8 protein-coding genes and 1 pseudogene are annotated in these 16,821 nt (G+C 69.4%); 7 read left to right on the plus strand and 2 right to left on the minus strand.

Annotation, left to right across the window (positions count from 1 at the left end; all coding sequences use genetic code 11):
• Window positions 1-7: 7 nt before the first annotated feature.
• The 6 genes and pseudogenes from CC117_RS14025 to CC117_RS40520 all read left to right on the plus strand — a co-directional run bounded on the left by CC117_RS14025 (window position 8) and on the right by CC117_RS40520 (window position 11,133).
• Window positions 8-5,554, plus strand: coding sequence for a non-ribosomal peptide synthetase (locus CC117_RS14025; RefSeq protein ID WP_198541837.1), 5,547 nt, complete (start codon window positions 8-10; stop codon window positions 5,552-5,554).
• Window positions 5,555-5,621: 67 nt separating this feature from the next.
• Window positions 5,622-6,947, plus strand: a complete 1,326-nt coding sequence (locus tag CC117_RS14030; protein ID WP_071084247.1) for a KamA family radical SAM protein — start codon at window positions 5,622-5,624, stop codon at window positions 6,945-6,947.
• Window positions 6,948-6,955: 8 nt separating this feature from the next.
• The gene (locus CC117_RS14035; RefSeq protein WP_407673522.1) at window positions 6,956-8,254 is read left to right on the plus strand and encodes a pyridoxal phosphate-dependent aminotransferase; all 1,299 of its coding nucleotides are present in this window, start codon (window positions 6,956-6,958) and stop codon (window positions 8,252-8,254) included.
• A gap of 32 nt (window positions 8,255-8,286) precedes the next feature.
• Window positions 8,287-9,729 carry an MFS transporter gene (locus CC117_RS14040; protein WP_071084249.1) on the plus strand — a complete coding sequence of 481 codons (1,443 nt, stop codon included), beginning with the start codon at window positions 8,287-8,289 and terminating at the stop codon, window positions 9,727-9,729.
• Window positions 9,730-9,744: 15 nt separating this feature from the next.
• A pseudogene (locus CC117_RS14045) lies at window positions 9,745-10,662 on the plus strand (AMP-binding protein); the annotation flags it as partial.
• A gap of 162 nt (window positions 10,663-10,824) precedes the next feature.
• Window positions 10,825-11,133: an AMP-binding enzyme gene (locus CC117_RS40520; protein WP_407673523.1), complete on the plus strand. Its 309-nt coding sequence runs from the start codon at window positions 10,825-10,827 to the stop codon at window positions 11,131-11,133.
• Between the two features lie 695 nt (window positions 11,134-11,828).
• On the opposite strand, the gene nifJ is transcribed toward CC117_RS40520, so the two are convergent.
• On the minus strand, window positions 11,829-15,401 hold the full coding sequence (nifJ, locus tag CC117_RS14055) for a pyruvate:ferredoxin (flavodoxin) oxidoreductase (RefSeq protein WP_071084251.1): 3,573 nt from the start codon (window positions 15,399-15,401) through the stop codon (window positions 11,829-11,831).
• 159 nt (window positions 15,402-15,560) lie between these two features.
• Between nifJ and CC117_RS14060 the strand changes: the two genes are divergently transcribed.
• Entirely contained in the window at window positions 15,561-15,989 is a 429-nt protein-coding gene (locus CC117_RS14060) for a VOC family protein (protein ID WP_071084252.1), read from the plus strand.
• A gap of 26 nt (window positions 15,990-16,015) precedes the next feature.
• Here CC117_RS14060 and CC117_RS14065 read toward each other — a convergent pair whose 3' ends face one another.
• Window positions 16,016-16,777, minus strand: a complete 762-nt coding sequence (locus tag CC117_RS14065; RefSeq protein WP_071084351.1) for an SDR family NAD(P)-dependent oxidoreductase — start codon at window positions 16,775-16,777, stop codon at window positions 16,016-16,018.
• Window positions 16,778-16,821: the final 44 nt, after the last annotated feature.

Genomic DNA, 16,821 nt, shown 5'->3' on the forward strand with positions numbered 1-16,821 from the left:
GCGCAGCGTGGTCGCATATAAGCAGTCCGGGTCCACGACGGTCGACGAATCGATGCGGGTGTGGTTCGGGCAGGAGCGGCTGTGGCTGGTCCAGCAACTCGACCTGACCAGCGCCGCATACAACATTCCGATCTCGCTGCGGTTCCACGACGGCATCGACTTCGAGGTCCTCGACCGGGCGCTGCACGCGCTCGTCGAGCGCCATTCCGTACTCCGCTGGAGGTTCGTCGCGGACGGCGACGGCACGCTGGTCGCCGCGCCGGTGCCGGACTTCCGCATTCCGGTGGCCCGCCGGACCGCCGAGCCGGGCGAGCAGGACTGGCGGGTGCACGCCGACGAACTGGCTGCCGCACCATTCGACCTCGCGGCGGCACCGCCGGTGCGCGCGCTGGTCGTCGAATGCTCCGACGGATCGGCCGTGCTGTGCCTGGTGATCCACCACATCATCGTCGACGGCCGGTCCCTCCAGGTGCTGACGGAGGATCTCACCGCCTTGTACCGGTCGGACACGCTCGCGCCGCTCGCCGCGACATACGAGGACTTCATCGCCTGGCAGCGCTCCACCACCACCGACGAGTCCGTCGCGGAGCACCTCGAGTACTGGCGGCGCGAGCTCGACGGATTCGAACGACTGCGGCTGCTGACCGACCGACCCCGATCCGCAGATCCCGGTTTCATCGGCGACCACGTCGACTTCGAACTGCCGCCCGCGCTCACTGCCGCTCTGCGGGCGTTCGCCCTGCGGCACAAGTGCACGCTCACCAGCGCGGTGACGGCCGTGCTCCAGGCCCTGCTGTCGGTGTACTCCGGGCAGGAGGACATCACGATCGGGGCGGCGCTGGCCGGTCGCGAGGACCGCCGGTTCTCCAACGTCATCGGCTTCTTCGTGCACACGGTCGTGCTGCGTACCCACATCAGCCGGTCGATGTCGTTCCGCGACCTGCTCCAGCTGGCCCACCGCAAGGTGATGTCGGCCCACGCCCATCAGCAGGCACCGTTCGAGCAGGTAGTCACGGCGGTCGAGCCGGAACGGGAGAGCGGCCACAACGCGATCTTCGACGTCATGGTCCTGCACAACGGCGAGGCCGCCGCGCTCGGCGAGGGCGGGATCTCCCGCTCGTCGTGGGCCGCCCGGAACACCAGGTTCGACCTGGAGCTGAGCACCTACCTCGACAAGGACAGGCTGTGCGGCACGCTGACGTATCGGTCGAGCCTGTTCGACCGGTCCACCGCCAGTCGGCTCGTCAGCCGGTACGTCCAGCTCGTCGAGCAGGCCCTCGACCACCCCGACGAGCCGATCTCTCGACTCGAGCTGGTCTCCGCGGACGAGACGGCGCGCAGTGAGGCGAGGTGGCAGACCGCCGCCCGCCCGGTGGCGTCGGACTCCCTCGGTACGCTGTTCGAAGCCCAGGTCGCTCGGACCCCGGACGACCTCGCCGTCGTCGGGACGGATGCACGGCTGACCTACACTCAGCTCGACGCGCGCGCCAACCAGCTCGCCCACAGACTGATCGACGCCGGTGCCGGTGCCGGCGAGGTGATCGGTGTACTGGCCGAGCGTTCACCGGACGTCATCGCGGCGTTCCTCGCGATCGTCAAGATGGGCGCGGTCTATCTGCCCCTGTCGACCGACGACCCGGTCGCCCGCCAGCGGTCTTTCCTGCGCGAGGCGGGCGTCCGCCTGCTGCTGTCGGACCGGACGCCGGAGTTCGACGGCTGCGTCGCGATCGGCTTCGACGCCGACGGATTCCCAGCGCACACGCCCCGCACGGATGTGCTCCCCGACCAGCTGGCCTACATCACCTATACGTCGGGCTCGACCGGTGAGCCGAAGGGTGTGGCGACCACGCACCGGCATGTGGCGGAGCTGGCGCTGGACCGCAGCTGGACCTCGGCGACCAGGAGCGTGCTGCACCACACCCGGCCCACGTTCGACGCGACGACGTTCGAGGTCTGGGTTCCGCTGCTGACCGGTGGCCGGGTCGTGCTCGCTCCACCCGGACGGCTGGAGGTCGCCGACCTCGAACGCCTCGTGCGCGAGGAGTCGGTGACGTTGGCTTGGCTGACCGCCGGGCTGCTCCGCGTGTTCGCCGAGGAACGACCCCAGGCGTTCAACGGGCTGCGCGAGATATGGACCGGGGGAGACGTCGTCCCGCCCGACGTGGTCGCCACCTTGCTCGCACACTGCCCCGGACTGGTCGTCGTCAACGCCTACGGTCCGACCGAGATCACTGCGTTCGCGACCGCGCACCGCGTGCAGGACCTGAGCGAGACCGCGGGGCCGATTCCCATTGGGACGCCGCTGGACAACACTCGCTGCTACGTGCTCAACCGCGACCTGCGCCCGGTGCCCGAAGGTGTGATCGGCGAGCTGTTCATCGGCGGCAGCGGCGTCGCCTGCGGCTACCTCAACAGCGCCGACCTGACCGCGCAACGGTTCGTTGCCGACCCGTTCGGCCCGCCCGGCGGGCGGATGTACAACAGCGGTGACCTCGCGATGTGGCGTGCCGACGGGCTGCTGGAATTCCTCGGCCGGGCCGACAACCAGGTGAAGATCCGGGGATACCGCGTGGAGACCGGCGAGGTCGAGCACGCGCTGACCGGACTTCCCGGCGTCGGCCAGGCCGTCGTGGTGGCGCACGGCAACGGCGACGGAAAGATGCTCGTCGCCTACGTGGTACCTGCGCCGCTCGCCCGGCTCGACGAGGAGGAACTGCGCCGGTCGCTGGCTGAGACCCTGCCCGGCTACATGGTGCCGTCGGCTTTCGTGTTTTTGGACGGGTTGCCGGTCACGGCGAATGGGAAGGTGGATCGGCGGGCGTTGCCGGCGCCGGTGGCGGCGGCTGTTCGGGTGGGTGGTCGGGCGGCGTCATCGGTACAGGAGGAGGTGTTGTGCGCGGTTTTTGCCGAGTTGCTGGGTCGGGCGGCCGTCGGTGTGGATGACGATTTCTTCGAGTTGGGTGGGCATTCGTTGCTGGCGGCTCGGGTGGCTTCTCGGGCTCGGGTCGTGTTCGATGTTGATCTGTCGGTGCGGGATGTGTTCGAGAATCCGACGGCGGCGCGGTTGGCGGCGGTACTGGGTCGGGCGGGGGCGGCGCGTCCGGCATTGGTGGCGGGTGTGCGACCGGCGCGGGTTCCGCTGTCGTCGGCGCAGCGCCGGTTGTGGTTCATCGATCAGGCTTCCGGTGGTCGGGATGCTACTTACAACATTCCGTCGGCGCTGCGGCTTCGCGGGCGGTTGGATGTCGGGGCGTTGCGGTCGGCGTTGGTGGATGTGGTGGGTCGGCACGAGTCGTTGCGGACGTTGTTCCTGTCGGAGGGYGGTGAGCCTTTCCAGGTGGTGGTTCCGGTGGCGGGGGTGGATGTCGACCGGTTGTGGGAGGTGGTCGATGTCGACGAGTCGGGTTTGCAGGCGGCGTTGGACGGGGCGTCGCGGTGGGGTTTCGATCTGGGGGTCGAGCTTCCGGTTCGGGCGTGGTTGTTCCGGGTGGGGCCAGAGGATCATGTTCTGTTGGTGTTGATTCACCACATTGCTGGTGACGGTTGGTCGCTGGGTCCGTTTTACCGTGATTTGGATGCGGCGTATCGGGTGCGGTCGGCGGGTGAGATGCCGGGTTGGGTGCCGTTGCCGGTGCAGTATGCCGATTACAGCTTGTGGGAAGCGCAGGTACTGGCCGGGGAGGAGGTCGTGGACAGTATCGCGGGGGTGCAGGCACGGTATTGGCGTGAGGTCTTGGCGGGGTTGCCGGWCGAGTTGGCGTTGCCGGTCGATCGGAAGCGGGGTGCGGTTGCCGCGGGTGCGGGTGACTGGGTCCCGGTCGATATCGATGCCGGGTTGCATGAGGCGTTGCGTGGTGTGGCGGTGGCGGGCCAGGCAAGTTTGTGGATGGTGTTGCAGGCGGGGTTGGCGACCTGGTTGTCGCGGTTGGGCTGTGGGACCGATATTCCATTGGGCGGGATGGTGGCGGGTCGGTCGGACGAGGCATTGGCTGATCTGGTCGGTTTCTTCGTCAACACTCAGGTGCTGCGGTATGATCTGGGCGGCGAACCGTCTTTCAGTGATGTGATCGGCCGGGTGCGGCGGGCGAATCTGGGGGCTTTTCAGCATCAGGACCTCCCATTCGATCGAGTGGTGGAGATCGTGTCTCCGCCGCGGGCGCTGAACCGGCATCCGTTGTTCCAGGTCGCGATGACGTTCCAGGTGGGTTCGGGCGCCGGGCTGGTATTGGGTGGTCTGGATGTCGAGTCGATGTCGGCCAATACCGGCACGGCGAAGTTCGACCTTCACTTTGGGTTCGCGGAAAACACTTCCGCCGATGGTCGGGCGTTGGGCGTGCAGGGGGTGTTGCAGTACGACACCGGCCTGTTCGACCGGGTGACCGCGGAACGGATCTCGCGCGGCCTGACCGGCCTACTGCGGATCTTGACCGAGAACATGGATGTTCCGGTCGGGTCGGTGAATGTGGTCGACGAGGCCGACGTGCGGCTGCTACAGGCGAGCGTCCAGAAATTCCGCGTGGCGACCCGCGAAACTGAACACGCCCCGGTCTCGGATTCGTCCGTTCGCGGCCCAGCCAGCCCCGTCGAGGAGGTCATCTGCGGCCTGTTCGCGGAGGCGGTCGACGTCGACGCCGTCGGTGTGGATGACGATTTCTTCGAGTTGGGTGGGCATTCGTTGCTGGCGGCTCGGGTGGCTTCTCGGGCTCGGGCTGCGTTCGATGTTCGTCTGTCGGTGCGGGATGTGTTCGCGAATCCGACGGCGGCCCGGTTGGCGGCCCGGCTCAGCGAGCTGATCGAGATCGGCGACCGGCCGACCTCGCAGGACGTGCTCCTGCCGATCCGGGCGAGCGGCGAGCAACCGCCGATGTTCTTCATCCATCCCGGAATCGGACTGAGCTGGTGCTACGCGGGCTTCGCCAGGCACCTGCGCGACCACCCGATCTACGGCATGCAGGCGAGGGCGGTCTCGGACGCGAGCCTGCTCGCGCCGAGCCTGACCGACATGGCTCTGGACTACCTCGAGCGGATCCGCGAGGTGCGCCCCGACGGTCCATACGGGCTGGCCGGATGGTCGTTCGGGGGGAACGTGGCCCACACCATCGCGGCGATGCTGCGCGAGGCCGGCGAGGAGGTCGATCTGCTCGCGCTCATCGACTGCTACCCGTACGCCGGCGTGCCGACGGGCTCGGACGTCCCCCGCGAACCGCGCGAACCGCTGGACGTCGAGACGGTACGCCGCCTGTACATCGACGGCACCGCACTGGCTGACGTCGACGACGAACGGGCCGCCGAGCTGGCCGCCATCCTCACGCACAACGACGGGATCGCCGTGACGCACAAACCTCCGCTGTTCGACGGGAACGTGTTGTTCTTCAGCGCGACCGGTCACCCCGACAACGCCGAACTGAAACCCACCGCCTGGCAGCCGTTCGTCACCGGGTCGGTGCGATCGCTCACTATCGCGGCCGGGCACTACGAGATGTTGCGGCCCGCGCCGCTGGCGGAGATGGCTGAGGTGCTGGTCGCCGAGTGGGGGAGCGCGAGGCGTCGCTGACCTGCTGACGATCGTCGGCACCACCACTCGGGTTCGGTGAACCCGAGTCAGACCGGAGGAAGTCCGCATGTCCTTGCTAGCTGCCAGCTCCCCGGGCACGACGCGCTTCCGTGCCCGGGGACCGAAGGATATCGACGAGATCGCCTCCCGCTACGGGCTGCCCGGTGAGGTGGGCGAGACGGTACGGCTGGTCTCGAAGGTACTTCCCTTCCGGGTCAACGACTACGTCCTGGCCAACCTGGTCGACTGGGACCGGGTACCGGACGACCCGATGTTCCAGCTGTTCTTCCCGCAGCGCGGCATGCTCACCGAGACCGACGAGAAGCTGCTCCGGTCGGTGTACCACGAGGGCGCCTCGCCGGCGGAGATCAAAGCTGCCGTCGCGGACATCCACGCTCGGATGAACCCGCATCCGTCCGGGCAGATGCAGCTCAACGTGCCCAGCCAGGACGGCGAGGACCTGCCTGGCATGCAGCACAAGTACCGCGAGACGGTGTTGTACTTCCCCGGCAGCGGCCAGACCTGCCACGCCTATTGCACCTACTGCTTCCGGTGGGCCCAGTTCGTCGGCGATGCCGACCTGCGCTTCGCCGCGCCTGGACCCGACCGATTGGTCGCCTACCTGGCCCACCACCCGGAGGTCTCCGACGTCCTGGTGACCGGCGGAGATCCCATGATCATGTCGACCGAGCGGATGCGGGCGCACCTGGAGCCGATCCTGGCCGTCGAGTCGGTGCGCACGATCCGCATCGGCACCAAGTCCGTCGCGTACTGGCCCCAGCGGTTTGTCAGCGACGCTGACGCCGACGACCTGCTGCGGCTGATCGAGCAGGTCGTCGCCAGCGGCCGGACGATGGCGATCATGGCGCACTACAGCCACCCGGTCGAGCTGTCCACAGAGATCGCGCAGCGGGCTCTGTCGCGCATCCGGGCCACCGGTGCGGTGGTATATTGTCAGGCTCCGCTGGTCGCCCACGTCAACGACGACGCGCAGGTGTGGGCCCGGCTGTGGCGGGCCGAGCTGGCCGCAGGCGCGGTGCCCTACTACATGTTCGTCGCCCGCGACACGGGACCTCACGAGTACTTCAAGGTGCCGCTGGCCCGCATGGCGGAGATCTTCCGCGCCGGATACCAGACGCTTCCCGGCCTGGCCCGCACCGTGCGCGGCCCGGTCCTTTCCACCAGGCCCGGCAAGGTTGTCGTCGACGGCGTCGAGGAGACCCCGCAGGGCCGGTTCCTTCAGCTCCGCTTCCTGCAGGCGCGGGACGTCTCAATCGTCGGCCGGCCTTTCCGCGCCCGGTACAGCGATACCGCCGCCTGGCTGGACGAGCTGGAACTCGATGCGGCCACGCCCGCCGACATCGCGGCGGCTGTGCGAGGGGCGGCGCAATGAGCTGGTTGATCTCGCCCAACCTAGCGCTCGACGAACTCGTCGCGCAGCGCAGGGCCGCAGGGGAGTCGATCGTTCACCTCGGGTTCGGGGAATCGAGGCTCCCGGTGTTCCCCGGCCTTGTCGAACGGCTCGTCGCCGGGGCGGACCGCAACGCCTACGGACCGGTCGCCGGTGACGCCGCGGTCCGGTCCGCGGTTGCCGGGTACTTCGCCAGGCGTGGCCTGCCGACCGACCCGGAACACGTCGTGGTCGCCCCCGGCAGCAAGGCGTTGCTGCTCGCGTTGCAGGCCGCCATACCCGGCGACGTGCTGGTTCCCGAGCCGTGCTGGGTCACCTACGCGCCCCAGGCCCGGCTGGCCGGAAAGCGGGTGTTCGGCGTGCCCATCCCGGCCGAGTGCGGTGGCGTGCCCGACCCCGACCGCCTGCGCGAAACCATACGTCAGGCCCGCCAGCAGGGGTACGACCCCCGCCTGGTCGTCCTGACGTCGCCGGACAACCCGACAGGCACGCACGCGCCGCCCGACGTGGTCAAGACGCTGGCGATGATCGCTGAGGAGGAGGACCTGATCCTACTCTCCGACGAGATCTACCGCGACCTGGTGCACGACCCGGCAGCGACACCGATACTCAGCCCAGCCGAACTGGCCCGATCCCGCACCGTGGTGATCACCGGTCTGAGCAAGAGCCTCGCACTGGGCGGCTGGCGCATCGGCGCGGCCCGGTTCCCGGACACGGCGTGGGGCGCGCAACTGCGGGCGGACGTCACTGGGTACGCCAGCGAATCCTGGTCCACGCTGGCCGGCCCCATGCAGGAGGTCGCCACCTACGCGTTCGGCGAGCCCCCGGAGCTGCTCGAACGGCTCGCGCGAGACCGCGGGCTGCACCGGGCGGTGGCACGGGCAATGTACGATATCGTGATCCACGGCGGCGCCGAGTGCCGGCCTCCCACCGGCGGCTTCTACGTCTACCCGGACTTCGAGCCGCTGCGCGAGACGCTGGCCGGCAAGTCCGTCGTCGGCGGGGAGTCACTGCAGCGGCACCTGCTGGAGAACTGCGGGGTCGCGGTTCTGGCCGGCGTCCATTTCGGCGACGACGCCCGCGCGCTGCGATTCCGCGCGGCGACCAGCATGCTCTACGGCGCGACGCGGGCCGAGCAGCAGGCCGCCCTGGACGCCCCGGACCCGCTGGCGGTTGGCCACGTGCGCGCCGCGCTCGACGCCGTCGAGGCCGGATTCGCCGAACTCGCGGGCCTTAGCCCATGCCACCCGCCGCCCCGGTCACCCGCCCTGACGGGCACACCACACTGAAGGGTCAACATGTGAAACTGCAAAGAGGCTGGATGAACTTGTCCGCGTACAGAACGCTCGCGTCGATCTGCATCTTGAGCTTCGTGCTCGGGCTCRATGTCACCATCGTCAACGTCGCCCTGCCCCGAATTCAGGACGCCTTCGCCGTGTCGGCCGGGTCACTCGGCTGGGTCRCCGTCGCGTATTCGCTGACCTACGCAACGTTGATGTTGTCCGGCGGCGCCTGGTCGGACAGGTTCGGCCACGCGCGGGTCTTCATGTACGGCATCCTCGTCTTCGGCGCCGGCTCGCTGATCRACGTGGTCGCGCCGAACTTCTGGCTGCTGGTACTGGGCCGCGCGGTACAAGGCGTCGGAGCCGCGATGTGCGCACCGGCGGGCCTCGCAGTGCTGCGTTCCAGCGTTCCGCCGCAGCAACTGGGGCGCGCTATCGCCCTGTGGACCTTCTCCCAGTCGGTGGCCGTGTCCGCCGGGCCGATCCTGAGCGGTACCCTCGTCCAGTTCCTGACCTGGCGCAGCGTGTTCGTGATCAACATCGTGGTCGTTGCGCTGATCATCTGGCTGATGCTGCCAGACGTGCGAAACAAGGCGAGCGAAGCTCCAGCGGCGCAACGGAAGTGGGACGCCTACGGGCAGGCTCTCTACGCGGTGTCGTCGGGCTTGTTCGTCGGCAGCTTCATCTTCCTGCAGCACCCGTCCGGCACGTTCGAGTGGTCGCTTCTCGCCGCCCTCCTGGCGGTTTCCGGAGCTGGCCTGTACGCGTTCTTCCGGCACGAGCGGCGGTTCGTCGACCCAGTACTCCCGACCTCCTTGCTCAAGAACAAGGAATTCCAGGCGGCCGTGATCATCGGAGGCTTCATCGTCTTCGTCAACTTCGGACTGGTCTACTGCCTCGGCCTGTACTACGGAGCCGATCACGGATTCACGCCGCTCGAGGCGGGCGTCATGTTCCTGCCGATGATGCTTGCCTGCGCCGTGTCGACCACCCTCGTGGAGCGGATCCGGCGCGCGATCGGTACCCGCATGACGATCGCCGCCGGAGTCGCGTCGAACCTCGTGGGCTCGGTGTTCATCTGCGTTCGGCCCGACAACGTCGGTTGGGTCGTCGCGAACGCCGCGTTCCTGGGATTCGGAGTCGGTCTCGCGATTCCTCCGCTGGGCGCCCGCCTGCTCGGGTCGGTGGACGTGAAGATATCCGGTGTGGCCGGCGGCATGCTCAACTCCACGCGCAACTTCGCTATCGCCCTCGGGGTCGCTGTCCTGGGGATCATGGTGCAAGGTTCCGAGACATCGGTCCATGTGGAGCTCCGCGCGATCAGCGCGGTATGCGCGCTCATCATGCTCGTCGCGCTCGCCACGTACCTGGCTACCACCAGAACGGAAAGCCGGACCGAGAACCAACCGAAAGACCCCGTCACCGAGAACGAACCGAAAGACGCGGCTACCGAGATGGTGCCCGTCGGCGGCGAGAGGTAGTACGCGGTGGAGAAGGTGCTTGATCGCATCGAGGACCTGGCCGGTGAATTCCCGGACCGTACGGCAGTCCGCGGACGACACACCTGGACCTACGCCGCGCTGATGGCCCGCGTCGAGCAGGTGGCGGAACTGTTGCGGCCGGTCGCCGGCCCCGGTCTCATCGTCGCCGTCGATGTGACGCACGCCGAGCAGGCCATCGTCGCGGCACTCGCCTGCTTCAGGATGGACCTGGTCGTCATGCCGGTCGACCCGCGGATGCCGCAGGCCCGCCGATCGCTCATGACCAACGACGCCCGCCCGGTGGCCCGCCTGGTCGAGGAGGCCGTCGGCGAAGACCTCGTGGTCCACCATGAGTTCGCGCACGGGGGTGTCGCCCCAGCCGACTCGGCCTACGTGATGTACACCTCGGGCTCGACCGGAGTACCCAAGGGCGTCATCGTGTCCCACCGCGCCCTGATCGAACGGCTCGACGGCCTGGCCTCGGTACCGGGCCTGCGGGCCGGAGAGACGATGCTCGCGCTCACCGCGTTCACCTTCGACATCGCCATGGCCGAGCTGCTCCTGCCGCTGACGGTCGGAGGCACGGTGGTCTGCGCCGACCCGGCGGCGAGGTGGGACACGTCCCTGCTCACGTCGGTCGCCGCGAACGTCGACGTCATCCAGGCCACCCCGAGCTACTTCCGGCTGTGCGTCTCCGAGCGCTGGCCCGGCGCGCCGAAGGCCCGGCTGTGGTGCGGCGGCGAGGCGATGACACCGGCGCTCGCCGAGGCCCTGCTGCCCCTGTGCGACCAACTGTGGAACGTCTACGGTCCGACCGAGGCGACCATCTGGGCCACGGCGGCCCACGTGACGCAGCCGGAACAGATCGATCTCGGAATGCCGCTTCCCGGATCTGCCGTGCACCTGATCGGCCGCGATGGCAGCGAGTTGACCCTACCGGGGCGCGTGGGAGAACTGGTGATCAGCGGAGCTGGCATCGCCACCGGCTACCTCGGGCGAGACGAACTGACAGCAGCCAGATTCGGACCCGTCGAGGGCGTGCCCAGCCCCTCCTACCGCACCGGTGATCTCGCCTGCTACCGCGACGGCTCCCTCGTGTTCCGAGGTCGTGTCGACGGCCAGGTCAAGGTCAGAGGACACCGGATCGAGACGGGCGAGATCGAGGCGTTGCTCGAGCAACACCCCGCCGTCACCGAGGCGGCCGTGGTCCTGAGGAACCCTGACGATCCAATCAAGTGCCACCTGAAGGCCTACGTAGCGAGCCAGGCCACCGACCGCGAGCTGCGTCGATGGCTGGTCCAACATCTGCCGGACGTCATGGTGCCGCAGAAGATCGAGGTGGTCCCGGTGCTGCCGCGGACCACGGCGGGGAAGGTCGACCGGGTCGCGCTCGCGGAGCGCTGAGGTGCGCCACTGACGGACGCGAGTAGATGCCTGGGCAGCTCCGACGGCCGGTCGAGGACGAGCGCTCGAACCGACTGATCAGTACCCTGAACCTCCTCGGCAAGATCTGCGTTCGCCGCCGCCCGAAGCGTGTTCTCAAGGCTGTCTGAACCGCCCCGGGGTGTCCGGAGACTCGTGGACGACAACCGCGTGGATCCGTGCCGCCAGCCACCTCATCAAGTCGTAGCTCGGGGCGGTGCGCGCGAACCGGATGCAGCGAACTCGCGTCCGGCGGCGCAGGGCGGTACGCCACCGAAAACTAATACCAGCTGCGGGAAGGTCCGAAGCCGAGTCTGCGCTGCCGTTCGCCTTCGAGCGTCCGCTGTTGAAGCGGGCAGTCACCCGCCGCGATGCTGCTCATCGGCCCAGGTCAGATGCGTGCCCTGGCTCCGCGATCGTCCCAATAGGCGTGCACTGTAGCGACGGGTGTAGCAACGACCCGAATATCGCGGCGGACAGTCAGGTTTCAGCATTCATGCAGGTCAGCGGGGTTACGCGGTAGACGTCCACCGTCTCGCGTTGCTACACCCGTTGCTACATAACGATCTTCAAGGTGCTCGACAGAGCGACAAAACCCCTGGTCAGAGGTGGTGGGCAGGGGCGGGGTCGAACCGCCGACCTTCCGCTTTTCAGGCGGAAGGTCGGTCAGCCGCAGCTCAGTTCTCCGCTCGGCGGGTGGCCTCTCGCTCGTAGGTCTGCCAGCGGCCGTGGATGTCGTCCTGCGCCAGCTCTCCGAGGCGGTCGGCCTCCGCCGGGTTCGCCATGCCGAGCCGGGTGAACCGCGTCTCGGTGGCCGCGAACTCGCTGAACGGGATGGACGGCGCCCGCGAGTCGAGGCTGAACGGCGCCTCGGCGGCCGGGTCGAACCGGTAGAGCGGCCAGTAGCCGGACCGCACCGCCGCCTTCTGGTGGGCCATGCCCGCGGTCATGTCGATGCCGTGGGCGATGCAGTGGCTGTAGGCGACGATGAGGGACGGCCCCGGCCACGCTGCCGCCTCGTTGAACGCCCGTACCGTGTGCTGGTCGTTGGCACCGAGGGCGACCTGTGCGACGTACACGTCTCCGTAGGCTGCGGCGACGAGCCCGAGGTCCTTCTTCCGGGTCCGCTTGCCGCCCATCGCGAACTTCGCGACCGCGGCCCGCGGCGTCGACTTCGACGCCTGCCCGCCGGTGTTCGAGTAGCCCTCGGTGTCGAGGACGAGCACGTTGACGTCGCGCCCGGAGGCGAGCACGTGGTCGAGGCCACCGAAGCCGATGTCGTAGGCCCACCCGTCTCCGCCGACGATCCACACGCTCTTGGCGACGAGGTCGTCGAGGACGGCGTCCAGCCAGGGATCGACCCCGGAACCAGCGAGACCAGCGGCACCAGCGGGGCCGACAGAACCGACAGAACCGGTGGAGCCGGCGGCGTGGCCGAGGCGGCGGCGCAGCTCGGCGATCCGCGCGCGCTGCGCGCCGATCCCGGTCTCCGTCGACTGGTCGGCGTCGAGGATCGCGCCGACCAGGTCGTCGCCGACCACTCCCGCCACCGAGCGCAGCAGGCGGCGGGCCTCCCGGGTGCGGGCGTCGAGCGCGAGCCGCATCCCCAGTCCGAACTCGGCGTTGTCCTCGAACAGCGAGTTGGCCCAGGCCGGGCCGCGGCCTTCGGCGTTGGTCGTCCACGGTGTGGTCGGCAGGTTCCCGCCGTAGATCGACGAGCAGCCGGTGGCGTTGGCGACGACGATCCGGTCACCGAACAGCTGGGTGAGCAGCTTCAGGTAGGGCGATTCGCCGCAGCCCGCGCACGCACCGGAGAACTCGAACAGAGGCTCCCGCAGCTGTGAGCCGCGCACGTTGGTGGCCGGGGCCAGCTCCGGGCTGACCGCCGGCAGGGACTGGTGGAACGCCCAGCTCGTCCGCTCGTCGTCGAACCGGGTCGCGGCGTCGACCATGTCGAGGGCGCGGTGGTCCGGGATCTCGCGGCTTTTCGCCGGGCAGGCCTCGACGCAGATCCCGCAGCCGGTGCAGTCGTCCGGCGCGACCTGGATCGTGAGCCGGTACTGGCCGAGGCGGGCGTCCTTCGGGCGGGTGTGGCGGAACGACTCCGGCGCACCGTCGAGGCGCTCCGGCTCGAACAGTGTCATCCGGATGGCGGCGTGCGGGCAGACGATCGCGCACTTGCCGCAGGTCACGCACAGCTCCGGGTCCCAGACCGGCAGTTCGCGGGCGATGGCACGCTTCTCGTAGCGGGCCGTGCCGACCGGGAAGGTGCCGTCGGCGGGCAGCGCGCTGACCGGGATCAGGTTCCCCTCCCCCGCCGCGATCCGCGCGGTGACCTGCTGGACGAACACGGGCAGGTCGCCGACCAGGCCGCGGCGCGGGCCACCGGTGACCTCCCGGCCGCGCAGGTCGACCTCGCCGAGCGCGCCGAGTGCGGCCTCGATCGCGGCGACGTTGCGGCGCAGGACGTCCTCGCCACGCTTGGCCTGGGCTGCGCGGACCCCGTCGCGCACGGCGTCGACGGCCTCGGCGGCCGGGAACAGGCCGGACAGTGCCAGGAAGCAGGTCTGCAGCACCGGGCTGACGATGCCGGGGATGCCGGCCTCCTTCGCCACCCGGTCGGCGTCCACGACGAACAGCCGCGCGTTCTTCTCGAGCAGGTGCCGCTGGGCCTGGGCCGGCAGGTGGTCCCACACCCGCTCCGCGGGGTGCGGGCTGTTGAGCAGGATGGTGGCGCCGCGGGCGGCCACGGCGAGAACGTCGACCCGGTCGAGCAGCCCGGCCTGGTGGCAGCCCACGTACTGGGCATCGCGGATCAGCCACGGCGCGTCGATCGGCTCCGGGGACAGCCGCAGGTGCGACACCGTCATCGACCCGGACTTCTTGGAGTCGAACACGAAGTACGCCTGGGCGTGCAGGGACGTCCGGTCGTCGACCAGGCCGGCGGTGGTGCGGGTGGCGCCGACGGTGCCGTCGCTGCCCAGGCCGTAGAACACGGCCCGCAGGACGTCGTCGGGCTCCGGGAAGGCGTCGTCGTCGACCGTCAGGGACAGGTTCGTGACGTCGTCGTGGATGCCGACGGTGACCTCGCGGCGCGGCTGCTCGCGGTCCAGCTCGTCGAACACCGCCGCGGCCATCGCGGGGGTGAACTCCTTGGATGCCAGCCCGTAGCGGGCACCGATCACCCGCGGCATCCGCTCGGGACGCTCGGCGAGGGCGGCCAGCACGTCGAGGCGAAGCGGCTCACCGGCGGCGCCGGGCTCCTTCGTCCGGTCGAGGACGGCGACCGAGCGGACCGTCGGCGGCAGGCAGGCGAGGAACGCCGTCGTGTCGAACGGCCGGTACAGCCGGACCTGGACGAAGCCGACCCGTTCGCCGCGCTCGACGAGCCGGTCGACCGCGGCCCGCACCGCGGAGCGCCCCGAGCCCATGATGACCGCGACCCGCTCGGCCTCCGGGTGGCCGTGGTACTCGAACAGCCGGTAGGCGCGGCCCGTCGACGCCGCGAGCTGGTCCATCACCCGCTGCACGATGCCGGGGACGGCCGCGTAGTAGCCGTTGGCCGCCTCACGGGACTGGAAGAACGTGTCCGGGTCCTGGGTGGTGCCGCGGATCACCGGATGGTCCGGCGACAGGGCGCGGCGCCGATGGGCGTCGACGCACTCGGCGGGCAGGAGCGCGGCCAGCGTCGCGTCGTCGAGCAGGGTGACTTCGTTCAGTTCGTGCGAGGTGCGGAATCCGTCGAAGAAGTGCAGGAACGGGATGCGTGAGGCGAGCGTGGCCGCGTGCGCGACGGCCGCCAGGTCGTGTGTCTCCTGCGGCGAGGCAGCGGCGAGCATCGCGAACCCGGTCGTGCGGGCCGCCATCACGTCACTGTGGTCACCGAAGATCGACAGGGCGTGCGTCGCCAGCGTACGCGCGGCGACGTGCAGCACCATCGGCGTCAGCTCGCCGGCGATCTTGAACATGTTGGGCAGCATCAGCAGCAGGCCCTGCGAGGCGGTGAAGGTCGTCGACAGCGCCCCGGCCTGCAGCGCCCCGTGGACCGCGCCCGCGGCGCCGCCCTCGCTCTGCAGCTGCACCACCTCCGGCACCGTGCCCCACAGGTTCGGACGTCCCTTCGCCGACCAGGCGTCGGCGAGCTCGCCCATGCCCGAGGCAGGCGTGATCGGGTAGATGGCGATCACTTCACTCGCGCGGTACGCAACCGAGGTCGCCGCCTCGTTGCCATCGATCGTCTGCTGCCCCATGCACAACAGAGTCCGTGTACGGGAGGCGAACAGAACGGGACCTAGGTCCTTACCCCCACGACGGAGCTCCCCCGGCGCGGAGGGATCGATGAGCCCGTGGCTCGCGCGAAGTCCTTACCGTGACCGTCAACCGACCAGGTGCCGAGGAGGCCCAATCCCATGCCCGCGACCCCTGTCAGCCCTGTCAGCCCTGTCGTCGTCAGCCTGCCGATCGCGGACCGACCGACGTCGCACCGGTTCTACCGCGACGGGTTCGGCTTCGAGCCCGTCGGTGAACCGGCCGACGACGGCGTCCCGGAGCCGTTGCAGTTCGCGCTGAACGACGGCCTGCGCCTGATGCTCGTCCCGTCCGGAGGCTTCGGCTGGGTGATCGGTGGCCGTGGCGTCGCGCAGGCGGGGCACAGCGAGTGTCTGCTCAGTGTGGGCGCGCAGAACGAGGCGGAGGTCGACGCGATGGTCGAGCGGGCGTGCCAGGCCGGTGCCACTGTCGTGACCCGGCCGGGTCAGCAGCCCTGGGGCTACGCCGGTGTCATCGCCGACCCCGACGGCCATCTCTGGATGGTGACCTCCGAGGCGCTCCCGGGCTGACTCCCAAGGTCGCGAGGGCGCGCCCTTCAGGCGTTCAGGCCGCCGTTGATGCTGATGACCTGGCCGGTGATCTTCGTCGAGTCGGGACCGCAGAGGAAAAGTGCCGTCGGCGCGATGTCCTTCGGGCTCGGCAGCCCGAGGCCGGCCCGCTTCACCGCGGTCGCGGTGCGCCCTTTCGCGGCCCGCAGCTCGTAGATCGGCGTGTCGACAACGTAGCTGGGCGAGATGATGTTTATGCGAACACCATCCCGCGCGATCTCGGTCGAGAGGTTGCGGGCGAAGGCGATGATGCCACCGAAAGCGGCTCCGATGATCGCCTGGTGCGGGGCTGCGAAGCGCCCCGCGTCCGAGACGAAGCCGACGACGGCACCGCCCTGCCTCGCCAGGTGCGGGCGGGCAGCGAAGCAGAGCTGCTGAAAGACACCCACCATGTACTGCGCTGCCAGCCCGTACCTGGTCGGATCGGTGTGGGCGAAGAGCCCCGTGGTGCCGCCGGCGCCCGTGATCGCGCAGTGGATGACGGCGTCCAGCCGACCCCCGTCCGTCACGACCTTGGCCACCACGTCGTCGATCACGCCCTCGGTACGAAAATCCCCGGGAGCCGCGATGGTGCGAGCGTCGGGATGCAGCGCCCGAAGGCGCGTGACCGCGGCGGCGACACTGTCCGGCCGCGAGCCGTGCATACCGACGGTCGCGCCGCCGGCAGCGGCCTGAGAGGCGATCTCGAAGCCGATGCCACCCGAAGCTCCGGTGATGAGGATGACGGAGTCAGGCGCAACGTAGGGCATGAGCAGCTTCTCCTGGGGAAATCCGTGTGCCGCCACCGCCGTCC

The organism is Parafrankia colletiae, from assembly GCF_001854655.1.
Classification (GTDB): Bacteria; Actinomycetota; Actinomycetes; order Frankiales; family Frankiaceae; genus Parafrankia; species Parafrankia colletiae.